The following is a 19,374-nucleotide window of genomic DNA, read 5'->3' as shown; positions in this document are numbered from 1 at the left end:
TTTTTTAAAGAGGCTGGAATTTCAGCCTCTTTCTTACTTAAATGAATCCAAAACTATAGGAGTCGAATGAGCTATTTTACCTCGTTTATCTTTTTCATATAAATTTAACATCAACACCCCATTTTTCGGTAGTTGTTGGGATGGAATAGAAATCTTCAATTTAAAATGGACCCAATTTAAATTGTTTAATTTTACTTTTTTCTCAGGAACCAATACATGATGTCCATTTTCAACTGAATAATAAAAAACCCCTTTACGTACTTTAGCCATTCCGGTTACTTCATAGTTCCTACCTATTTTAATGATTTGCAAATCTTTGAAATGGATCGTTTCTGGTTGTTCCTTATTTATACGCAACTCATTTTCCATCGCCAAAACTTGACTGGAAAAGGGAATTAGAAACAGGACCAAGATGATGAGCGACTTTTTCATATAGCACTCTCCTTAGTTTATAAGTCTTTCCAATTATCCTTCTTATTCCAGTGAAAAATTATTCCTTTATTGAATATTTTTATTTAAAACATCTTTCATTTTCTTTAATAGCAAAAAATTTAATGGTAAACTAGGGATTGATAGCATGGCAGTCTTTGTGTATACATAAAGTATTAGATAAATAGTGGAAAGAAGGTGCGTCCGAATGCCAGTTAAAATTTTAGCTGACAGTGGGAGTGACTTACCCTTACAATTTTATAAAGAAAATGACATAAAGCTTTTCCCATTAAAAGTTCTTCTTAAAGACCAAGAATACGAGGATTTAATTAAAATCGAACCAAAGACCATATTTGATTCGATAAGAAATGGGGAACTACCAAAAACATCTCAAGTATCACCACTTGATTTTGAAAAGACGTTTACCGAAATGGCTCAAAATAAAGAAGAGGGCGTTTATATTGCTTTCTCGTCACAGTTATCTGGAACTTATCAAACAGCTGTGATGATGCGTGACCAAGTAAAAGAAAGCTATCCAGAGTTTAAACTAGAAATCATAGATACAAAATGTGCCTCCTTAGGTCAGGGGTTAGTTGTTAGAGAAGCCTTAAATGTCGCAAAAACAGGTGCCACACTTGAAGAAGTTGCAAAAAGAGCAGAGTGGATTGCATCCCATATGGAGCATTTATTTACTGTCCCTGATTTGGATTATCTGGCTAAGGGTGGAAGAGTGTCAAAGGCATCTGCATTCTTGGGCGGATTATTAAATATTAACCCCCTCTTAAATGTAGAAGACGGAAAACTAGTGCCACTTGAAAAAATCCGCGGCAGAAAGAAAGTGTTGCGTCGAATGATAGAAGTCATGAGAGAACGCGGGGTCGATTTTGACAAACAAACGGTAGGAATTAGCCATGCCGATGACCTTAATACGGCTACAGAAATGAAAACAATGATTCAAGATGAACTTCATGCTAGAGAGGTTATTATTACTGAAATTGGTGCCGTTATTGGCTCCCATACAGGTCCTGAAACGATTGCCATCTTTTTCTTAAATGAAAAACCACAGTGATTGGTAAAAACTCTCTAACATACTCTTTTTCAGCATCACTCATACTAAATGAGAAAGATGATGGAAAGGAGTTTTTTTATGCCACACACTTCAGATAATGATAAAAAAGCAAAGGACAATAATGCCCTTCGCCATGAAAAAAACATGATTCGAGAAAAAAATCGCAAAGCAGGTAAAAATCAATATTCAAAAATGACAGATCACCTATAGAATGATGCGGAGTTACTCCGCATCTTCTCTTTTCAAATACGTCCACCCTTCTTCCTGATAGATCTTTCCTTCTTTCATTAATCGACCTAACGCCCGTTTAAATGCAGCTTTACTCATATTGAACTTATCCTGAATATCCTCTGGCATACTCTTATCCCAATATGGCATCGCACCACGTCCTTCTAAAACGGAAAGAATTTTCTCCGCATCTTGATCAAGAGCCTCCTGCTTACGCGGCAGTAAAGATACATTAATGGATCCGTCTTCTTTCACATCTATGACCCTTCCTTCTACCTTTTCTCCGAGGCGTGGCTCAACTTCCCGCTGCGACTCATGAATAAAACCCTTATACCCTTCTGCAGTAAAAATCCATGATCCTACTTTGGCTGTTCGATAAATAAATCCATGAACAGTTTTATTAAAACTATCCCTTGATGCTTTGATTGAGTTTTCTTCTATAATAGGATCGGTTGCAGTTTTGACATAAATACGATGGTTTTTATTCACTCTCAATGTAATAAAGAGGCGATCTCCCTCAACTGGCCAAACACTTTTATGGACAGGTAGGTCCTCTTGACCAAGCAGCATATCCTTTTGTATGCCAATATCTAAAAATACGCCTAAGCCTGGCTTCGTATCACTTACCGTTGCCCAATTATAGGTTCCTACTGTAACAGTGGGAATCGTGGTAGTTGCTGCAATTCTTCCTTTTGAATCTGTATATAAAAAGACCTCTACAGACTCATCTTCTTCTAATTCACGTTCCACCTCATTTTTATGTAAAAGAACATCCTCTGTTCCATCCGTTAAAAAGTAGCCAAATTCTGTTTGTCTCGCTACATTTAATGAAACGACCTTCCCAATAAATTCCTGAATAGCCACAAAATCACTCCTTATAAGTTGCATCACTTCTCGATCATAAAACATTGGGAAATGTGCATCTTTTTTATGAAAGTTGTATCAACTGGTTTATTTTACTATAATTGGTTTGGAAAGGAAAATTTCCATCTTAAAAACCCGATTGTTTCGATGGAAAGCAATTACAATGAAAACGAGTGTAGTGGAGGTTCATATGGCGGCAAAAGAAAGTTCTTTTGATATTGTATCTAACGTTGATTTTTCAGAGGTCACAAATGCAATTAATATTGCGATGAAAGAAATTCAAACACGCTACGACTTTAAAGGAAGTAAAAGTGAAATCACACTTGATAAAGAAGAAATCGTGATTGTATCTGATGACGAATTCAAACTAGATCAAGTAAAGGATGTATTATTCAGTAAATTAATAAAGCGTGAAGTCCCTGTCAAAAACCTTGACTATGGAAAAATAGAAAAGGCAAGCGGTGGAACGGTTCGGGTTCGAGCAAAGTTGGTTCAAGGAATCGATAAAGATAATGCAAAGAAAATTAATACCATTATCAAAAATAGCGGTTTAAAGGTAAAAAGCCAAATTCAAGATGATCAAATCCGTGTAACCGGAAAAAACCGTGATGATTTACAAAAAATCATCCAAGCCGTGAAAGAAGCCGATTTAAGTATTGATGTACAATTTGTCAATTATCGATAAAATCGAAAAGCAGAAGCGCCTTGCTCAGCTCCGCATGGACTGACTTGCACAGGATGTGTAGACATCGACGTTCGCCACAGGACGTGGCGGTCTTTAGTCGATGTCCCTCCCCTGAGATAAAGGAAACACGATGAGCACGTAGTGCGAATCGATGTTGACGCAATCGTTGCGGAAGAAGCGGGAAGTCCATTAGGAGCTAGGCGCTGAAGCTAGACATCCATCTAACTTCAAAAACTTTTCCTTTTTAACTTTGTGTTTTTCGTGATTTGCGCCATACAAGATATAAAAATACCCCAAATGTTATCGGAACGAGTACAATGGCCAGTATAAAAGTCATATTGATACCTGTTTGCGGTTGCAACAAGTAGATTTCAGATTCGTCTCGGTCAATCGTAATTTTGTACTCCTTGTCCTGACTACGAACTAGATCTCCATTTAAGACTCCTCTTAATTCCATATCATCTGCTAGCTCTTGAGCTTGAATGGTTGCTGTCTGGGTTCCTTTTGTATTATTTATCGCAACGACCGATATTTCATTTTCATATTGTCTTTTATAAATAGAAAAACCATCTTTTTCATATAAAACGTCTAACGTCCCTCTGGTCAAAGACGTTAATTGAGAACGCAACTTACCAATTTGAGTAATATAATCGACTAACTCAGGGTCCGTCCTAAAATTCATTTGTCGATGATTATCAGGTATCTCCCCGCCATCTAATGCGATTTCACTACCATAAAATACAATCGGAATTCCTGGAGTTGTATAAAGAAACGTTAACGCCTGCTTCCAACGAGGTCCTGGATGCTCGTTCTGTTCAATAATGCCTTTCGTAAACCTTGATATTCTATCATTATCTAAAAAAGTCCCAATCAAGTGTGGATTTTCAAATTGATTCATCTTGTTTTCAATCTGTGAAAATAAATCTGTAAACCCATGATCCGGTTCATGCATAACATTTCTTAATTCTTCGCTTAATCGATAATCTGTAAAACCATCCATTCCTGCCTCTATATAAACTTGATCCGTCCTTGAATCACCTAGAAGATAAAATGACTCCTTAACTGATTTTACACTTTCTGAAAAATCCTGTAAAAATTCTACAGGAATCTCATCTAAAGAAGTGAGTCGGTAGCCATCGAGATCTGTTTCTTCTATCCAATATTTTGCTGCCTCTATCATATATTGACTAGCATCTTGATTTTCAAGGTTAATTTCATACAGATGATCATCCACTTGACCTGTCAGCCATCCTTCTTTTGTTGAATCATTTAACCAAGGATGATCAGAACCAACATGACTGATCATAAAATCAATCATCACATTAACACCACGATTATGTGCCTCATTTATCAATGTCTTAAATTGGTCCATTGTACCAAAATGCTCGTCGACCGCATAAAAATCTGACACCCTAATCCCCTGATAATCCCCTTCTGTATGATTAAATATCGGTGATAATAAGATCGTAGTAAAGCCCATGTCTTTTATGTAATCTAACTTATCAATTATTCCTTGCAAGTCTCCACCATGATAAGCCTCTGGATCATTCATATCAACGTTAAAATCATTACTTTGATCAGCATTAAGATAACGATCAATCAGAATTGAATAAACGGTTTCATCTGGCCACATCCGGCCCTGTTTTTCAGCAGATCCTGCAGGCAAACTATTTGTTGTAAGCAGAATTAGAAAAGTGATCATACAAATTACTTTTTTCATTTTATATCCCCCGAGCTCTAATCTAATATTATATTTAAAAATCATTTTTGTTCGCACTTTAAGAGTATCCTTTTACAGAAAAACCGTCAATTAAAAATACTATCATTTTGAAATTTTCTGTATTTTATCCATTCCATATTAAAAAAGCTCGAAGAATCGAAGCTCCGAACTTTTTAACGATTTTCATTCTACCATATTAATATTATAATCATTGAACCAATAGTGGAGCTGAATCAGATAGGCCAATAATTGGGGGCCTGTCATTAATTGACCAAACCATGGCTCTTTGAAGGAAGAACCTTCCGATTCTACAATCCTAATCAATTGATCTTTATCAAATAATTCATACAGAACGGAACTACGATCCTGCAAAATCCCATGTAGCATACCCTTTACGATTTTTGTATATTGAGGGTGATGGGTTTTCGGATATGGACTCTTCTTTCGATATAAGACTTCATTTGGTAGAATCCCTTCTAACGCTTTTCGGAGAATTCCTTTTTCTCGGTTTTCGTACATTTTCATCTCCCATGGAATATTCCAAGCATATTCCACTAGACGGTGATCTGCAAAAGGTACCCTTACCTCCAAACTTGCCCCCATACTCATTCGGTCCTTACGATCTAATAATGTCGTCATAAAGGAAAGCATATTCAAATAGAATAATTGTCTTCGTTTTGTTTCCTCCTCACTTTCTCCTTCTAATAAAGGTGTTTCTCCGATCATTTCTTCATATTTCGTTAAGGTATATTCACGAATATTAAGCTTTCCTTGCCAGTAATCTTTTAATAACCCTTGCCTTTCATTTATAGATCTCATCCATGGAAACCCAACTCGGTTTAAATCTTCTTCTCTTCTAAACCACGGGTATCCGCCAAAAATTTCATCTGCACATTCACCTGATATACCAACAACAAAATCCTTTTTGATTTCACGGCAAAACCAAAGCAATGAAGAATCAATATCTGCCATACCGGGTAAATCTCGGACATGCACAGCCTCTAATAAATAATGCGCTAATTCTTGTTGAGAAATCACGCAACGATGATGAATGGTTTGAAATGTATCCGTCATTTTTTTGATAAATTCACTGTCTGAGTTTGGCTGGAACTCATTTGCTTTGAAATATTGATCATTTTCTTCATACTCGATGGAATAAGTATGCAATGAGCCTTTGCCTTCCTTTCTAATTGCATTGGCTGCAATGGCTGTAATCGCACTTGAATCGACACCACCTGAGAGAAACGTACATAACGGTACATCTGAAACTAGTTGTCTTGTAACGGAGTCCGTAAATAAATAGCGAACTTTCTCCACCGTTTCTTCAAATGAATCAACGTGTTTCTCACTCTTTACATTCCAATAACGCCATATTTTTAATCCATTTTTTGAAAACGTTAAAGCATGGGCTGGTCTTAATTCTTTGACTCCTTTAAATACCCCAGAACCTGGTGTTCTTGATGGTCCTAGTCCAATCACTTCCGCTAAACCTTCTCGATCAAGCACACAATGAACATCTGGATGCGCTAATATCGCCTTCATTTCTGATCCAAATAGAATAGCTCCCCCCATTTCATAATAAAATAATGGTTTTACTCCGAGTCGATCTCTTCCGATAAATACTAATTCACGCTCACTATCCCAAACAGCAAAGGCGAATATCCCATTCAAATAGTCTACGCATTTTTCTTTCCATTCTATATAGGCAGATAACAATACTTCAGTGTCAGAATGGCCATTAAAGGAATAACCTTTAAGTATAAGCTCTTTTCGGATATCTTCCGTGTTGTATAATTCACCGTTATAGGCGATTGTGTATCGTTGATCATATTTTTGTTTTACCATCGGTTGTTTTCCGTTTTCTAGGTCCACCACAACAAGTCTTTTGTGACCAAATCCTACATGAGTATCCGTCCATATTCTAGTGTCGTCTGGACCTCTTTTTGCTAATGTTTCCGTCATCATTTGTAAAATCTTTGTTTCATTGATCATATTTCTTTTAAAATCAACCCATCCTGTAATCCCACACATTTTACTCATCCCTTCTTTACTGAGTATGTTAGCTTACCTTACTTGAAATTAGTGTATGTGTGGTATACCAAATCGGTTAGTTGTCCGAAAAACAAATCATTGGGTTTAAAAAAAAAGAATTATGTCTAGAAATAGAAATGCGTGATTTCTTAAACGAAAAGCGGAAGCGCTTTGCCCAGCAACCTGAAGCCTGACTTGTACAGGGCGTAGCAACTTTTTAGTCGCTGCTCCTTTTCTAGAGATAAAGGTAACGTTGAGCAGGTAATGCGCGATGTTGATACAATAATCGTTGCGGAAGAAGCAAGAAGTTCACTAGGAGCTAGGCGCTGGCGCTAGGCGCTGGAGCTAGACATCAATCTATCTTCAGAAACTTATACATGATTTACAAAAACGATTAATGGTTCGTCTAAGAAATGAGAGAAAGTATGACATCCGAATGAGTGTCTAGGAGGTGTTTCAATTCCTTGGAAAAACAACAGCGCAACAAACTAATCCAACATCAGCAACGCGCCTTTACAGAAGGGTCTGTTGAATATATAAATGAACAATGGGTCTTTTTTGATGATGAAACAGAGGAGGCCACCCTTTTAAATGTGTGGATAAACGAAGAAATAGAAGTATTTGTATACAATCGTTGGCGAAATGGGGTATTAAAAAGTGACGGAATGATCGAATTGGGGCAAGAACATTATCATCTAAAAGATCAAGATCTAATCCGAATTCGTAAACGTCTCGTCTACGCTTTAGAACAATTACTAGCCGAAATTAATGATGATGCTTTCTGTCAATTCATCATCCATTTAAATTCCTTACAATTTTCGATTTACGATTGCATCTATTGCTACAACCATTTAAATTTTCTTAGTGAAAGTAATCAAAAAAGCGGGGTCAACTTTATTGTTTTTGATAACGGAGATAATATTTGTAGTGTACAACATCATTTCGTTTATTACGAAAAGAAAAGTGACCGTTTCGAATTCACCATGAGTTCTGGCAAACGAATGGTCATCGAAAAAATAGGGTGAAAGAAGCCTTCCATATACTGGAAGGCTTCTTTCACCCTTTTATTCTTAATTAAAATCCCATTGGTAAGTCAAATCCTAAATAAACAACTGCTATAAAGCCAACGATTAATAAAATCCAAGCAACCCCTGCTGATTTTCCTTTAGTTGAAAAACTTAAAACCATTTCTAAGAAACCGATTACTAGCAATCCAAGTAATGCTTTAACCCAGTACATTCCTGTAATCGTAGCTAAGCTAAATAATAACATAGCCCCTGTCGCTATAATTAATAGATAGAATACCCGTAGAATCATGACAACAATTTTATAAGCGCGTTTGCTTTCTTTCTTATGTAGTGCAATCGCAACAAAGAATAAAATTAATGCAATTACCCATGTTGTAATATGTGCATGCGTCATTTTTCTCCCTCCTCTCATTCAACTTACATATTATCATAATCAATTAGAAAAACCTATTTATATGGTGTTAACTCTGACTCTACGTTTCTACGTAATTTTTGTTTCTTCCAATAAGTAAAATTTCGCCACAGCCATTCCGCTAGTCCATAATGATAATATTTTAGCCAAAGTCGGCTCAATATGATTTGAATCATAAAAATGATAAGGACTAGAATCGTTCCCCATGTAACCGATACATCACCATAAAACCCTAATCCATATTGATAAAAAATAAGGGTTGAAACAATCGATTGAAATAAATAATTGCTAAAAGACATCCGCCCTACATAACTCATTGCGGATAAACCTTTTCTTCCACCTTTGGTTTCAGCTAAAAAAACGATAAGCAAACCGTAAGAAATGGCTAACAAGGGTCCACCAAATAAATCTTGAAGAAAACTAGTTGCGACATTATAACTGATGACATATGGAGAAAGCTTAAGCAACACTCCCAATATAAGGGTAATCAGGAAGGTGATCTTAAAAGCCCTTCTAAATTTTCCTACATGTTCTAACCATTTATATTTTGCTGCACTACCTCCGATTAAAAATAGAGGTAATAGCGTAAACAGCTGTGTCATGATTCCAAAAAGATTATTTGTATATGACCAATCCTTTATCCGCTGTACTGTTATTTCTAAAAAACTTCCATTTTGATAAATCTCCAATGACTGCGAAATCAATACAGGATTTTCCATAGAAAGATCGGTTCCTGTTCCTGCCATCATCATGACCGTCAATACTAATAATCCTAATAAAAGTAAATTAGGCAAAATATAAAAAACACTTCCGATAAGTAGCATACTTTTTCTACTTAATCTTAAAAATAAGAGAAAAATAAATCCGAGTAACGCATAGTTGAACAAAATATCACCATGCCAAACGAAAAAGGCATGAGCTAATCCAACGATTAACAACAATGATAGCCTTCGAAATACAATTGGGTAAAAATGCAGTCCCTTCTGATTCGTTCTTTCCCATAATAAAACCAGACCATATCCGAAAAGCATTGAAAATAATGGATAAAAACTAGCTTGGATAAAAATATCAATAAAGATATATGTCCATTTATCTAGGGGGGCTTTCCACCATTCTAAAGGGTCTATATACAAAAAGGGTGAATGAAACGATAACATGTTTACTAAAAAAATACCTAGTATTGCTCCCCCCCTTATCATGTCTAAAGACACAATTCGATTCTCTACTGAATTTTGAGTTGTTTTTCCTTCCATCATCTAACTCCTTATATTTAAAGTGCAAATAACGATCATTCTATATTTATATATTCTAAGATAAGAGTCATCTTTCCTTGTTTTTATCCCATTTGCATAATATAGATAAAAACAGCATATTTATAAACAAACCTTACACCTCAACCATATTCACATTTTTTTCATCCATTCATACAATATAAAAAAACTGGGCATATGATCTGAAAGTACAGATTTATACCCCGATTTAATCATATTATTAAAGGGTGTTTATAAATGCCAGCTATTGTAGGTGTTGTTCAGGTTATAAATATCAGTTCTGCTTCCGTTTTCCATATTGGTGATACGTTTAAAATATCGGCTAATTCAAATGCAAAAACATATGCCGGAGCTGGTTCTTTTAATACAGGAGATAATGTGTACTTACAAAACTATCAAAGTGCAACAAATACATTTGATCAAGATAGTATGGATCAAGGTAATTTCTTTAATGTATAGGTATCGTTGCCTTCCCAAAAATTCATAATATGACAAAGAATAAAGTGGTGATTTTTAATGAATCTCTACGTTCAACAATCCATAACGATTCAGTTCTTAAAAGTAAATAGTGTCACAAATTCCTCTGTTTTACAAATTGGAAGTGCAGGAATGATTAAACCAGCTACCCATTTATATAACACTGGTGGATTTACGGGACCAGCGCCGGATATACAAGGTCCCATTCCTATTACCGCTGGATTTCACCATACTTCACCATTGGTTCCTTTAACATCAACAGGTAGATAAGATCTGATGATGTTATAGAATTCCGACTATCATTTTGTTTTCAAAAAACATCCTTAAAAAAATCATTTGGTTCTAGATAGATAGCATCGTGAGGTGGGAACATGAATCAGGATATTTATCAAATACTCCAGTCAATGCAAGCCTATATCTATAATCAAGATAACGTCATACGAGGAATGCAAAAAAAAATTCAGTCTTTAGAAAAGCAACTATCTGAACTTCAGACTCGACCTCCCATTCATATTGATCGCATGGAATATAAATTTGATCAATTAAAAGTTGAAACCCTTGAAGGCACTTTAAATATCGGACTTAATCCTTCTGATTTACAGGGAATCGAGGATTATTCAGTACCTAATGGAAATGGAGGTCATGGCCAGGGTCCTCGTGAACCAAAGGAAAGAATGTCTATGTTTACAGAAATTGAAAATTTGACTAACCAATATCTTGATGAAAATCTTCCGACCATTGTCGATGCCACATGCCAGCAATTTCAATATAAAGTTGACGAAACCTATCACGAGTTTATTCTTCAAGATATTAAAAGACAGCTTCCTAACCGAATTGAAGCTTATCTAAATCAACCTTTAAGAAATGGACAAACGAAAGAACAACAAAAAGAATGGATTGTTGAACAATTAAAAACAGAAATTCAAAATGGTGTTTCAGCGTTTTTGAAACATTTACCCCAAAATATGAATGGAGAGAAAACAGAATGAACTTTGAAGTAGTAAACCGTGAGATTTGTGTTGGTAATATTACTGTTCTCGGTGTTTCAAGTTCCTCGGTTTTAATGGTTGGGGATACCAATACCATTCAGCTTACTTCCCTTTTTGATACTCCGCCTGAATCATTAATTATTGGTCCGTTTGTACCATTGGGGCTGTAATGTTAACAAGAGTATCGAAAGTCGACAATATTGAGGTCAAATCAGTCATTTTCGGATCTCACATCCAAATTGGCGATTCAAACGAACTAAATGGTTTGGCCCGTGTTCTTGCTGTTCAAAGACAAAGGGAAGTGTTTTTTGGTTATGAAGGCGATTTTTCTTTATTTAAAATATATTCCTATCCACTACCGCTACCACCAATAAACGAACCGTTAACAATCCATACTACTTCACCCAACCCGATTATTAAAGTAGGCTCAATTGATGTCACTGCGCTTAGTACCTCAGCCTTTATGCATATTGGAAATACAGAACATATCACCATGGAATCTAGAATTTTACACATTAGACAACTCGAAACTGTCGATAAACCGATCAACACTACTGGAGAGGAGGAGGAATAAGATGCCTGCATTTGTTGGTCAAACGCAAATCATAAATGTTGGTGGCGGAAATGTTCAATTTGGTGATGCACTAAATATTTCACCAAAAAGTAATGCAAAATCAACTTTAGGTTCTGGAGCTGCTAATACGGCTGGATTCGTCATGGCAAACAATGGATTAAGCTCAACCAATCATTTTGATACAAACTTAATTGATCAACCTAACGTTGGAAACAATTAAAAAACGGTAGGGTTTCTACACCTACCGTTTTTCTTTTTCCAGTTTTAACGTATAAGCTCCGTCGAAAAAGAACAAATATCGTTCGGCTACTTTTTGTTTATAGATTTGTTCGATCGCTCTTGTATAAAGTTCAATTTGAACTCGATAGCGTTTTTCAAGAATAGGTCTAGCTTCTTCAAACCCACCTTTAAACCGATCGGTTATTCCATCTGTTTTATAGTCAACAAGGATTAATCCCTTTTCATCTTGGAATAAACAATCTATAATCCCTTGAACTAGTACCGGTTCATCTTCTCCTTTCCAGTCTGCATAGGCCTCACTTGCCATAAGAGAGAAACTGAACGGTACCTCTCGATCTAATTTTTCCGCTGTTTTCATCCGTCGTCCTAAATCGGATCCAGCAAATGAAACCAGCAATTCTGGATTAATTACATTTTTTTGTTCTTCCGTAATCAGTTCTTTACGTACCATTTCCTGTAACAACGTTTCAATATATTTATGATCGATATGTTTAGAAAGATCAATATGTTGCATCACCATATGCATAGCCGTTCCGATTTCCGCGGGTGTTAAGGCCTTTTCCTGCATAAAACGAGGTCGATTCATTAACGGCTTTTTAAATTTTCTTAACAGCTCTGTACCGCTTCCCTCATCAGCCACTTCTCTTTGTCTTTTAATTTCAGAAACGGATTGCTTGGAACGATGAGTTGAAGCACTCCAAAATAGATACGTCCAAGAAAGACGTTCCTCAATTTCATCCTTATAAGGTGATTCGATGGAAATCGGTTTTCCTTCTGTAACGTTTTCCAACCATGTTTCATCATTTTCTTCGACTTCTTCCTCAAGAATCGTATCATATGGCTTAATAACCTCTATCTTCCAACAAGATGGATGTTGAAGAAGGTCTTCTGAAATCAGTGAAGAAGAATGAACCGTTTCACCTATTAAGGTTTGACAATCTTGATGTCGAATAAGGGAAGGTCCGACCCAATCTAGATAGCTACCAGCTGATGCACGATCATAATCCGTTAAAAGCCATTCATGGTGATCCAGGTGTTTTTCCCAGTTCTCGAGTTTTTTCTGTAAGTTTTTTACAGAGGCCAATAAATACAATTTTTCCTTTGCCCTTGTCAAAGCCACATATAAGACGCGCATTTCCTCTGCAAGCATTTCCATCTTTTTCTTTCTTTTAAAAGCAAGCTGTGGTAAAGAAGGGTAAGTAATTCGTTTGTCGACATTTACATATTTGGTAGCAAACCCAAATTCTTTATCTAATAAATAAGGTTTACGTAAATCCATCGTATTAAAACTACGTCCCATACCTGCGACAAATACGACGGGAAATTCAAGCCCCTTACTGCTGTGAATCGTCATAATTCGTACTACATCTTCTTGTTCACCCAATGCACGAGCTGCGCCTAAATCATCCCCTCGTTCTTGCATTCGTTCAATAAACCTGAGAAAGCGGAATAAGCCCCTAAATGAGGTTGCTTCATATTGCCGTGCACGGTCATATAAAGCTCTTAAGTTCGCTTGTCGCTGTTTTCCGCCAGGAAGTCCCCCGACATAATCATAAAAATGGGTATCCCGATATATCTGCCATATCAATGAGGCTAATGATCCCTGTCTTGCCATCGTTCGCCATTCTTTTAGCATCAAGTAAAAAGGCTTTACCTTGTCATATACCCACTCATCACTTTCAGTTGGCTTTTGACGACAAAAAGAGGATAAGGCATCATAAAAGGATCCATTTTTTTGATGGATGCGAATAAGAGATAACTCATCTTCTTGCAGCCCGACAACCGGTGAACGCAGGACAGAAGCTAAAGGAATATCCTGATACGGGTTATCAATCACTTTTAATAATGACATCATAATCGTTACCTCAGTTGCTTGAAAATAGCCAGTAGAGAGGTTCGCGTAGATCGGTATTCCTTGTTGCTTAAATTCTTCCATAATCTGCGGTGCCCATGTCATCGATCGTAATAAAATCACAATATCTCGATACATGACAGGTCGTTCACTTTTTGTTTTTGGGTTATAAACTGCATTCATGTTTGCAATCATCGTTTTAATTTTTTTAGCCATCACTCTTGCTTCTAGTTGGGACTGCTCCAACTCAACTACATCAAAAGTCGAATCTGCATCCTCAACTTGTATTTCATCATTTTCTTCATTTTCAAGATCAACGAGCAACAATTCGACTGGATAGGGATCATCCTCAGGGTAAGGTGCACCTTTCACGAGCTCTGCCTCTTCGTTATAGTGAATCTCGCCAACACTTACCCCCATTATTTGTTTAAACAAATAATTCGTCCCCGCCAAAACTTCTTTCCTACTTCGGAAATTCCGTGCTAAGTCGATTTTTAATCCCGTATTCTCCCCATCAGTTGTAAAACGATTATATTTTCCAAGAAATAATTTTGGCTCTGCGAGTCGAAAACGATAGATGGACTGCTTTACATCGCCCACCATGAATTTATTTCCGGAACTTTCTTCTTCCTTCGACACAAGGCTAATGATTGCTTCCTGAACCGCATTGACATCCTGATACTCATCAACTAGAACTTCTTTAAATGTATTTCGATAATGGATAGCCGCTTCTGAAGGTGCTAGGATTCCTTCTTGTTTAGCAGAAGGGTCTTGTAGGATATCAAGACAGTAATGTTCTAAATCGGCAAAATCCACCAATCCTTTTTCCAATTTAACTTTATTAAATTTGTCAGAAAAAGATTTTACCAATTGTACCAATGTTTCAATCAATGGTTTCATGTCTTTCATATCGCGAAGAAAACTTTCTGGTTTCCGGTTAAATAATTCTTCCTGTAAAGCCTTTAGTTTTTTCTTTGCCTCATCTCGTACCTTTTGTGCACGCTCGATTAAGGTTTTATCATATTCGTCACCTTTACATGTTTTTGCACGAGAGAAAGTCCAGTTTTGGATCGCTTCATATAGGGCATTCCAAGAATCTTGACTTGCCACAATCATCGTATCAATGATGTTTATATCGTCCAGAAAGTTTTCTGCCCGAGGTGCTGGACCGCCTGGTTGTTTTGTAATTTGGAGTCCGTTATCAAGCATTCCTCTAATCCCTTCTAGCTGTAATCGGATATCAAGAAGCAATGAATCGATAAACGGCAACTCCTCCATTTTCGTAACAGATTCGACTTCATACATATTCACAATATCCTGCAAATAGCTTTCAGGGGAAGGATTGGACCTGGCAAAATCATAAAGGTCTCGAATGATATCCATTAGAGCATCATCACTGCGATCACTCGTAAAGCTATCAACAACTTGGAAAAAGGGTTCATTATCCGGTTTTCCATATTCTTCTTCAAATAGCTCATCTAATACTTCGTCACGTAAAAGTTGAGCCTCTGTTGAATCAGCAATTCGAAATCCTGGATCGATATCAATTAAGTAATAATACTTTCTGATTACTTCTAAACAAAATGAGTGGATAGTAGAAATCGAAGCTCGGTTTAACAAACTCAATTGTTTTCGTAAATGAGTAGAAGCAGGATCCTGGTTGATTGCTTTTTCTAACGCCTCACTAATTCGGTTTCGCATTTCAGCTGCTGAAGCATTTGTAAAGGTAACGACTAGTAGCTCATCGACATTGATTGGACGTTCTTTTGAGATGACTTTATTAATCATTCGTTCAACTAGTACAGCCGTTTTTCCCGATCCTGCAGCAGCTGCAACTAATATATCCTTTCCTGTTGCCATGATGGCTTTCCATTGGTCATCAGTCCACGTGGCATGTTCTGGTTTAGGAGGTATATTATTCAACGTCATTTTCCTCCACCTCCTTTTTCATCAATTGAATAGCCTGATCTTTTGAGCTAGGAATAAGCAAACGGTATTGATTTTCCTCCATCGACTCATCAAATTGACAAACTGATTTAAAACTACAAAATGTACATGGTGTCCGATTCTTTAACTTATAAGGAGCAATCGCAACATTTCCTTCTGTAATCTCATTGCCCGTTTTTACATACAAGTGATGTAAATAATCGCTAATCTCCTTAAACTCTTGTTTACTCGCAATTTTTGAATTTTTAGCAAAGGATCCATCTTTATTCATTTTTGCTGGAACAACATCGGACGCGGAACCTGCATCCAAACTCAGATCCATTAGGCGAACCGCATTTTCCTCTCCAAGTACCAGACCATTCATTTTAAACTTTTTAAATAATTCATTTTCAATATCTTCCATCGTCATAATCTTCTTCGCATTTAACATCGGATTATGCACATGGAAATAAAGAACTCCTGCAGGTATAGCTTCTTTTCCAATCAAGACGTCAGAATGATGGATGATAATATCTAAATAGGTTAACATTTGTAGTGCAACACCATAGTAGACTTCAGTTAAATTCAACTCTTTGGCACTTGACTTATAATCAATAATCCGTAAGTAAACGCCATTTTCATCCTCCGCTTTATCGACTCGATCAATTCTTCCAATAAGCTGCATACGATTACCATTACGTAATTTAAAGGTTAATGGGGGTAACTCTCTTTTTGGTCCGAAATCAACTTCAAGACCAACTGGTGCGAAACCACTCATTTTTGCATGCTCACTTAAAATAATCGAAGCTCGACTGATAATTTGCTGAAGCTTTCTTTTGATATACGCATGACGATTAGAACTAAGCAAAATTTCATTTTGCAGCTTTGGCGCTAAAAGTTCTACAGCCTCTTTCGCTAATTGTTCAGTCTGTTCTTTTGTTAGATCGGACCAAGAAATCCTCTTGTCCATGACGGTCTCAGCAATATATTTTAAGGCAGAGTGGAATAATTCTCCAATATCAGGCGCCTCTAATTTAAAAATTTGGCGGTCACGAAGTTTAAGACCGTGTTGGGCAAAATGAGAGAATTGACAGCTATGGAATAACTCCATTCTTGACACACTTGCTTGAATATCGTCGCCGTATAATTCCTGACTTATTTCTTCTGGTAATCGTTTAGCCTCGTTTTTATAAACTAAACTAGATAAAACTCGACGAGCCATTAGCCCCTTTGTCCCTTTTACATACCAGTTATAGACGTCCCACCAAAAGTCAGCTACAGGATAATGACGTTTTTTCATCTGCAACTGTGAAGTCAAATAAGACAAACTCCTATTTTGATGGGAGATATAAGACAACTGTTCATTTTCAAGTAGCTCAACCGGATCTGTCATATAAACAGTCTTAGATAGCTCTGGGAATAGATCGTGCATTCTTTTTATATAAAGAGAGGGCATAAGGGCATTTCCTTCTTCATTTGCAAGTGGATAGCTAATATATAGTTGATCCGATGGAGTCGTAAAAGCCATATAGGCTAAAAATTCTTCATCTAGTAATCTTGTTTTACTTGTTGGAGCAATTTTTACCCCACTTCCAATAATTTTTTCACGATCTTCATCGGCGAGTATCCCATCATCTGTGAATTTCTTTGGCATGACCCCTTCATTCAATCCAATGATAAAAGCCACTTTCACATTTGATAATCTTGATTTCTCTAAATCACCAGCTAATACCTGATCCATGGCAGGGGGAACCAGTGAAAATCTTAGAGATTCTAAGCCTGCTTCTATGATTTTTGAGAATGAAGCTAAAGAAATCTTTTGGTCTCCTAGAATTTCTACAAACTGATCCAATATCTCAATGATCGCATTCCAAGCCTGATCATGCTCCCTTGCCTTCACAAGATTCCCTTTTTCTTCTTGAACTGTTTTCCAGTTCTCTAACTTAACGGGAATATCCAATTCCTCAATAAATAAATAGAGAGCCTCTCCCAACTGACGCCCATTTTCTGCCTTTTTCAATCTACGTGATAAACGGAGAATCGGTGCTGTGACCATCAACCGCAGTTCATTCAAAATTTGTTCAACTTGTCTTTCTCTATCCGTTTGTCCTACATTTTCAAATTCCAATCCACGAATACGACGATACTTCCACCGGTCTCTTTTTGTCCATTTATTTCCTTTAATTCCAAAAGCAAGTACATAGTTCTCAAGTAGATCCATTTGCTCACGAAGCTTTTCCATATTTTGTCCAAGTGGGAATAGGAGTTCGGTTTTAATCGCTCGAAAGACCGGTTCATAGCGCCAGTTGCTGTTCATAATTTCAAGAACAGAGCGAATTAACTCCACTAAGGGATGATGGAGCATCGTTCTTTTCACATCAATAAAATAAGGAATCTCATAATCAACAAAAATGGTTTCGATCATTTCATGGTAATCTTGACCATTTCTCATGAGGATCGCGATATCGCGATAACGATAGTTTTCCACGCTTACAAGCCGCCTAATAGTACGTGCTATCCCTTCGATTTCGGCTCTTCGATTCACAGCCTCTGCCATATGAATCGATGTTTCTCCTATAAAGGATCTCGCCGGTCTCGAGTCAAAATAGGTCTCAAGATGCTGCATATCTGCGTTTTTCCATCTCTTTTGCTCTTGTAGCACAACTTCTTCAACTGCTAATCCATTCACTTCAGCCATTTCAAATAAGGTTCTAAAGTTTTCACCTGAAAGACGGAATAAATGTAAATCATCTGGACTTTTATGAAAAGGCTTGTCCACTGTTAATGTAATGGAAACTTGTGCACAATGTTTCATCAATGCATCAATGATCATATATTCTTGGGGCGTGAAACTATGAAAACCATCAATATAGATTTCAGCATTTTTTAAAAATGCCGATTCACTAATTTTCTCTGATAACAATCGGAAATAATCTTCAGAGTCAATATACTTATTGGATAATTCCGCTTCAAAGTTTTCATAAATTAACTGCAAATCGTGGAGTTTATCTTCTAATACTTTTTCCTTACCTTGTTCTTGTGTGATTTTTCTCAACTCTTGTGGTTCAATACAATAGCGTTTAAACTCAATCAGCATTTGCTCCATTTGATTAATAAATCCTGCTTTGTCAGCGGTACGTTGATAAATCGTTAATTCTTCCTTTTTATCTTCTATAATTTTTTGGATTAGCATGCTAATACCTGTACTATTCAAATGATAGCGACTAATGCCTCCGGTTTCTTGTAGGATCTTCCAGGCAAGGCGGGTAAAAGAAAATACTTGAGCTCGAATCATTCCACCAAGACCAGGTGATTGAATGAACTGGTATTCTGATAAAAATGTCATTTGATCTGGTACAATATAAAGAATGGGATTTCCTACTGGATTTTCTACTAATTTTGCTTTTATTTCATTGAAACATTCGGTCGTTTTTCCACTTCCGGATCGTCCAATGATTAAACGAACTGACATCTCTCTCCTCCTTTTTCAATCTTTTTCTGTTATTGTTGATTTTCGTTTCAGGCACTTCACTTTCCGCTCAGCTACGCAAGAGCCACCTTGAATTGGTGCCTTGAGGT

Annotated in this window: 18 protein-coding genes; 10 read left to right on the top strand and 8 right to left on the bottom strand. The window is 36.7% G+C overall.

All coding sequences use genetic code 11. From position 1 onward, the window contains the following. Nucleotides 1–33 precede the first annotated feature (33 nt). Complete coding sequence (locus Q5760_RS06300; RefSeq protein WP_428911352.1) at nt 34–432, bottom strand: hypothetical protein; 399 nt, start codon at nt 430–432, stop codon at nt 34–36. Nucleotides 433–637: 205 nt separating this feature from the next. Here Q5760_RS06300 and Q5760_RS06295 point away from each other — a divergent pair, with 205 nt between their 5' ends. Together Q5760_RS06295 and Q5760_RS06290 are read left to right on the top strand one after the other, a co-directional pair. Continuing rightward, entirely contained in the window at nt 638–1,498 is an 861-nt protein-coding gene (locus Q5760_RS06295) for a DegV family protein (RefSeq protein WP_428911351.1), read from the top strand. 78 nt (nt 1,499–1,576) lie between these two features. Continuing rightward, nucleotides 1,577–1,708, top strand: coding sequence for a DUF3941 domain-containing protein (locus Q5760_RS06290; protein WP_428911350.1), 132 nt, complete (start codon nt 1,577–1,579; stop codon nt 1,706–1,708). A gap of 12 nt (nt 1,709–1,720) precedes the next feature. Here Q5760_RS06290 and Q5760_RS06285 read toward each other — a convergent pair whose 3' ends face one another. Then, nucleotides 1,721–2,590 carry a CvfB family protein gene (locus Q5760_RS06285; protein WP_428911349.1) on the bottom strand — a complete coding sequence of 290 codons (870 nt, stop codon included), beginning with the start codon at nt 2,588–2,590 and terminating at the stop codon, nt 1,721–1,723. A gap of 190 nt (nt 2,591–2,780) precedes the next feature. Between Q5760_RS06285 and Q5760_RS06280 the strand changes: the two genes are divergently transcribed. Next, complete coding sequence (locus Q5760_RS06280; protein ID WP_428912508.1) at nt 2,781–3,275, top strand: YajQ family cyclic di-GMP-binding protein; 495 nt, start codon at nt 2,781–2,783, stop codon at nt 3,273–3,275. Between the two features lie 244 nt (nt 3,276–3,519). Here the strand turns inward: Q5760_RS06280 and Q5760_RS06275 are convergent, their stop codons facing one another. Further along, entirely contained in the window at nt 3,520–4,995 is a 1,476-nt protein-coding gene (locus tag Q5760_RS06275) for an alpha-amylase family glycosyl hydrolase (RefSeq protein WP_428911348.1), read from the bottom strand. Between the two features lie 183 nt (nt 4,996–5,178). Continuing rightward, a complete protein-coding gene (asnB, locus tag Q5760_RS06270) occupies nt 5,179–7,026 on the bottom strand; it encodes an asparagine synthase (glutamine-hydrolyzing) (RefSeq protein ID WP_428911347.1) in 1,848 nt (615 codons plus the stop codon). Nucleotides 7,027–7,490: 464 nt separating this feature from the next. Between asnB and Q5760_RS06265 the strand changes: the two genes are divergently transcribed. Next, complete coding sequence (locus tag Q5760_RS06265) at nt 7,491–8,051, top strand: DUF2777 domain-containing protein (RefSeq protein ID WP_428911346.1); 561 nt, start codon at nt 7,491–7,493, stop codon at nt 8,049–8,051. Nucleotides 8,052–8,100: 49 nt separating this feature from the next. Here Q5760_RS06265 and Q5760_RS06260 read toward each other — a convergent pair whose 3' ends face one another. Next, a complete protein-coding gene (locus Q5760_RS06260) occupies nt 8,101–8,448 on the bottom strand; it encodes a YisL family protein (protein WP_428911345.1) in 348 nt (115 codons plus the stop codon). A gap of 53 nt (nt 8,449–8,501) precedes the next feature. Next, nucleotides 8,502–9,719: a DUF418 domain-containing protein gene (locus Q5760_RS06255; protein WP_428911344.1), complete on the bottom strand. Its 1,218-nt coding sequence runs from the start codon at nt 9,717–9,719 to the stop codon at nt 8,502–8,504. A 255-nt stretch (nt 9,720–9,974) separates the two neighbouring features. Between Q5760_RS06255 and Q5760_RS06250 the strand changes: the two genes are divergently transcribed. From Q5760_RS06250 to Q5760_RS06225, 6 genes are all read left to right on the top strand, one after another. Then, nucleotides 9,975–10,196 (top strand): spore germination protein, encoded by a 222-nt coding sequence (locus tag Q5760_RS06250; RefSeq protein ID WP_428911343.1) that lies wholly within the window; start codon nt 9,975–9,977, stop codon nt 10,194–10,196. Nucleotides 10,197–10,253: 57 nt separating this feature from the next. Then, a complete protein-coding gene (locus tag Q5760_RS06245; protein WP_428911342.1) occupies nt 10,254–10,484 on the top strand; it encodes a spore germination protein GerPB in 231 nt (76 codons plus the stop codon). 101 nt (nt 10,485–10,585) lie between these two features. Then, on the top strand, nt 10,586–11,203 hold the full coding sequence (gene gerPC / locus Q5760_RS06240) for a spore germination protein GerPC (protein WP_428911341.1): 618 nt from the start codon (nt 10,586–10,588) through the stop codon (nt 11,201–11,203). Beyond that, the gene (locus Q5760_RS06235; protein ID WP_428911340.1) at nt 11,200–11,373 is read left to right on the top strand and encodes a spore gernimation protein GerPD; all 174 of its coding nucleotides are present in this window, start codon (nt 11,200–11,202) and stop codon (nt 11,371–11,373) included. Before gerPC ends, Q5760_RS06235 begins: the two co-directional genes overlap by 4 nt. Continuing rightward, entirely contained in the window at nt 11,373–11,777 is a 405-nt protein-coding gene (locus tag Q5760_RS06230; RefSeq protein ID WP_428911339.1) for a spore germination protein GerPE, read from the top strand. The genes Q5760_RS06235 and Q5760_RS06230 overlap by 1 nt, the downstream gene beginning before the upstream one ends. 1 nt (nt 11,778) lies before the next feature. Then, complete coding sequence (locus Q5760_RS06225; protein WP_428911338.1) at nt 11,779–11,997, top strand: spore germination protein; 219 nt, start codon at nt 11,779–11,781, stop codon at nt 11,995–11,997. Between the two features lie 21 nt (nt 11,998–12,018). Here the strand turns inward: Q5760_RS06225 and addA are convergent, their stop codons facing one another. Beyond that, the gene (gene addA, locus Q5760_RS06220) at nt 12,019–15,798 is read right to left on the bottom strand and encodes a helicase-exonuclease AddAB subunit AddA (RefSeq protein ID WP_428911337.1); all 3,780 of its coding nucleotides are present in this window, start codon (nt 15,796–15,798) and stop codon (nt 12,019–12,021) included. Then, on the bottom strand, nt 15,785–19,267 hold the full coding sequence (gene addB, locus Q5760_RS06215) for a helicase-exonuclease AddAB subunit AddB (protein WP_428911336.1): 3,483 nt from the start codon (nt 19,265–19,267) through the stop codon (nt 15,785–15,787). The genes addA and addB overlap by 14 nt, the downstream gene beginning before the upstream one ends. Between the last annotated feature and the right edge of the window lie 107 nt (nt 19,268–19,374).

The organism is Niallia sp. Kr1 (assembly GCF_050389805.1).
Classification (GTDB): Bacteria; Bacillota; Bacilli; order Bacillales; family Cytobacillaceae; genus Bacillus_BD.
This window is presented reverse-complemented; position numbering and strand designations above follow the sequence as displayed.

Excerpts from the sequence above, each read along its gene's own strand:
- Q5760_RS06225 (WP_428911338.1), top strand. The coding sequence starts at position 11,779 with ATGCCTGCATTTGTTGGTCAAACGCAAATCATAAATGTTGGTGGCGGA.
- asnB (WP_428911347.1), bottom strand. The coding sequence starts at position 7,026 with ATGTGTGGGATTACAGGATGGGTTGATTTTAAAAGAAATATGATCAAT.
- Q5760_RS06280 (WP_428912508.1), top strand. The coding sequence starts at position 2,781 with ATGGCGGCAAAAGAAAGTTCTTTTGATATTGTATCTAACGTTGATTTT.
- addA (WP_428911337.1), bottom strand. The coding sequence starts at position 15,798 with ATGACGTTGAATAATATACCTCCTAAACCAGAACATGCCACGTGGACT.
- Q5760_RS06260 (WP_428911345.1), bottom strand. The coding sequence starts at position 8,448 with ATGACGCATGCACATATTACAACATGGGTAATTGCATTAATTTTATTC.
- Q5760_RS06235 (WP_428911340.1), top strand. The coding sequence starts at position 11,200 with ATGAACTTTGAAGTAGTAAACCGTGAGATTTGTGTTGGTAATATTACT.
- gerPC (WP_428911341.1), top strand. The coding sequence starts at position 10,586 with ATGAATCAGGATATTTATCAAATACTCCAGTCAATGCAAGCCTATATC.
- Q5760_RS06300 (WP_428911352.1), bottom strand. The coding sequence starts at position 432 with ATGAAAAAGTCGCTCATCATCTTGGTCCTGTTTCTAATTCCCTTTTCC.
- Q5760_RS06255 (WP_428911344.1), bottom strand. The coding sequence starts at position 9,719 with ATGGAAGGAAAAACAACTCAAAATTCAGTAGAGAATCGAATTGTGTCT.
- Q5760_RS06290 (WP_428911350.1), top strand. The coding sequence starts at position 1,577 with ATGCCACACACTTCAGATAATGATAAAAAAGCAAAGGACAATAATGCC.
- Q5760_RS06230 (WP_428911339.1), top strand. The coding sequence starts at position 11,373 with ATGTTAACAAGAGTATCGAAAGTCGACAATATTGAGGTCAAATCAGTC.
- Q5760_RS06295 (WP_428911351.1), top strand. The coding sequence starts at position 638 with ATGCCAGTTAAAATTTTAGCTGACAGTGGGAGTGACTTACCCTTACAA.
- Q5760_RS06250 (WP_428911343.1), top strand. The coding sequence starts at position 9,975 with ATGCCAGCTATTGTAGGTGTTGTTCAGGTTATAAATATCAGTTCTGCT.
- Q5760_RS06275 (WP_428911348.1), bottom strand. The coding sequence starts at position 4,995 with ATGAAAAAAGTAATTTGTATGATCACTTTTCTAATTCTGCTTACAACA.
- addB (WP_428911336.1), bottom strand. The coding sequence starts at position 19,267 with ATGTCAGTTCGTTTAATCATTGGACGATCCGGAAGTGGAAAAACGACC.
- Q5760_RS06245 (WP_428911342.1), top strand. The coding sequence starts at position 10,254 with ATGAATCTCTACGTTCAACAATCCATAACGATTCAGTTCTTAAAAGTA.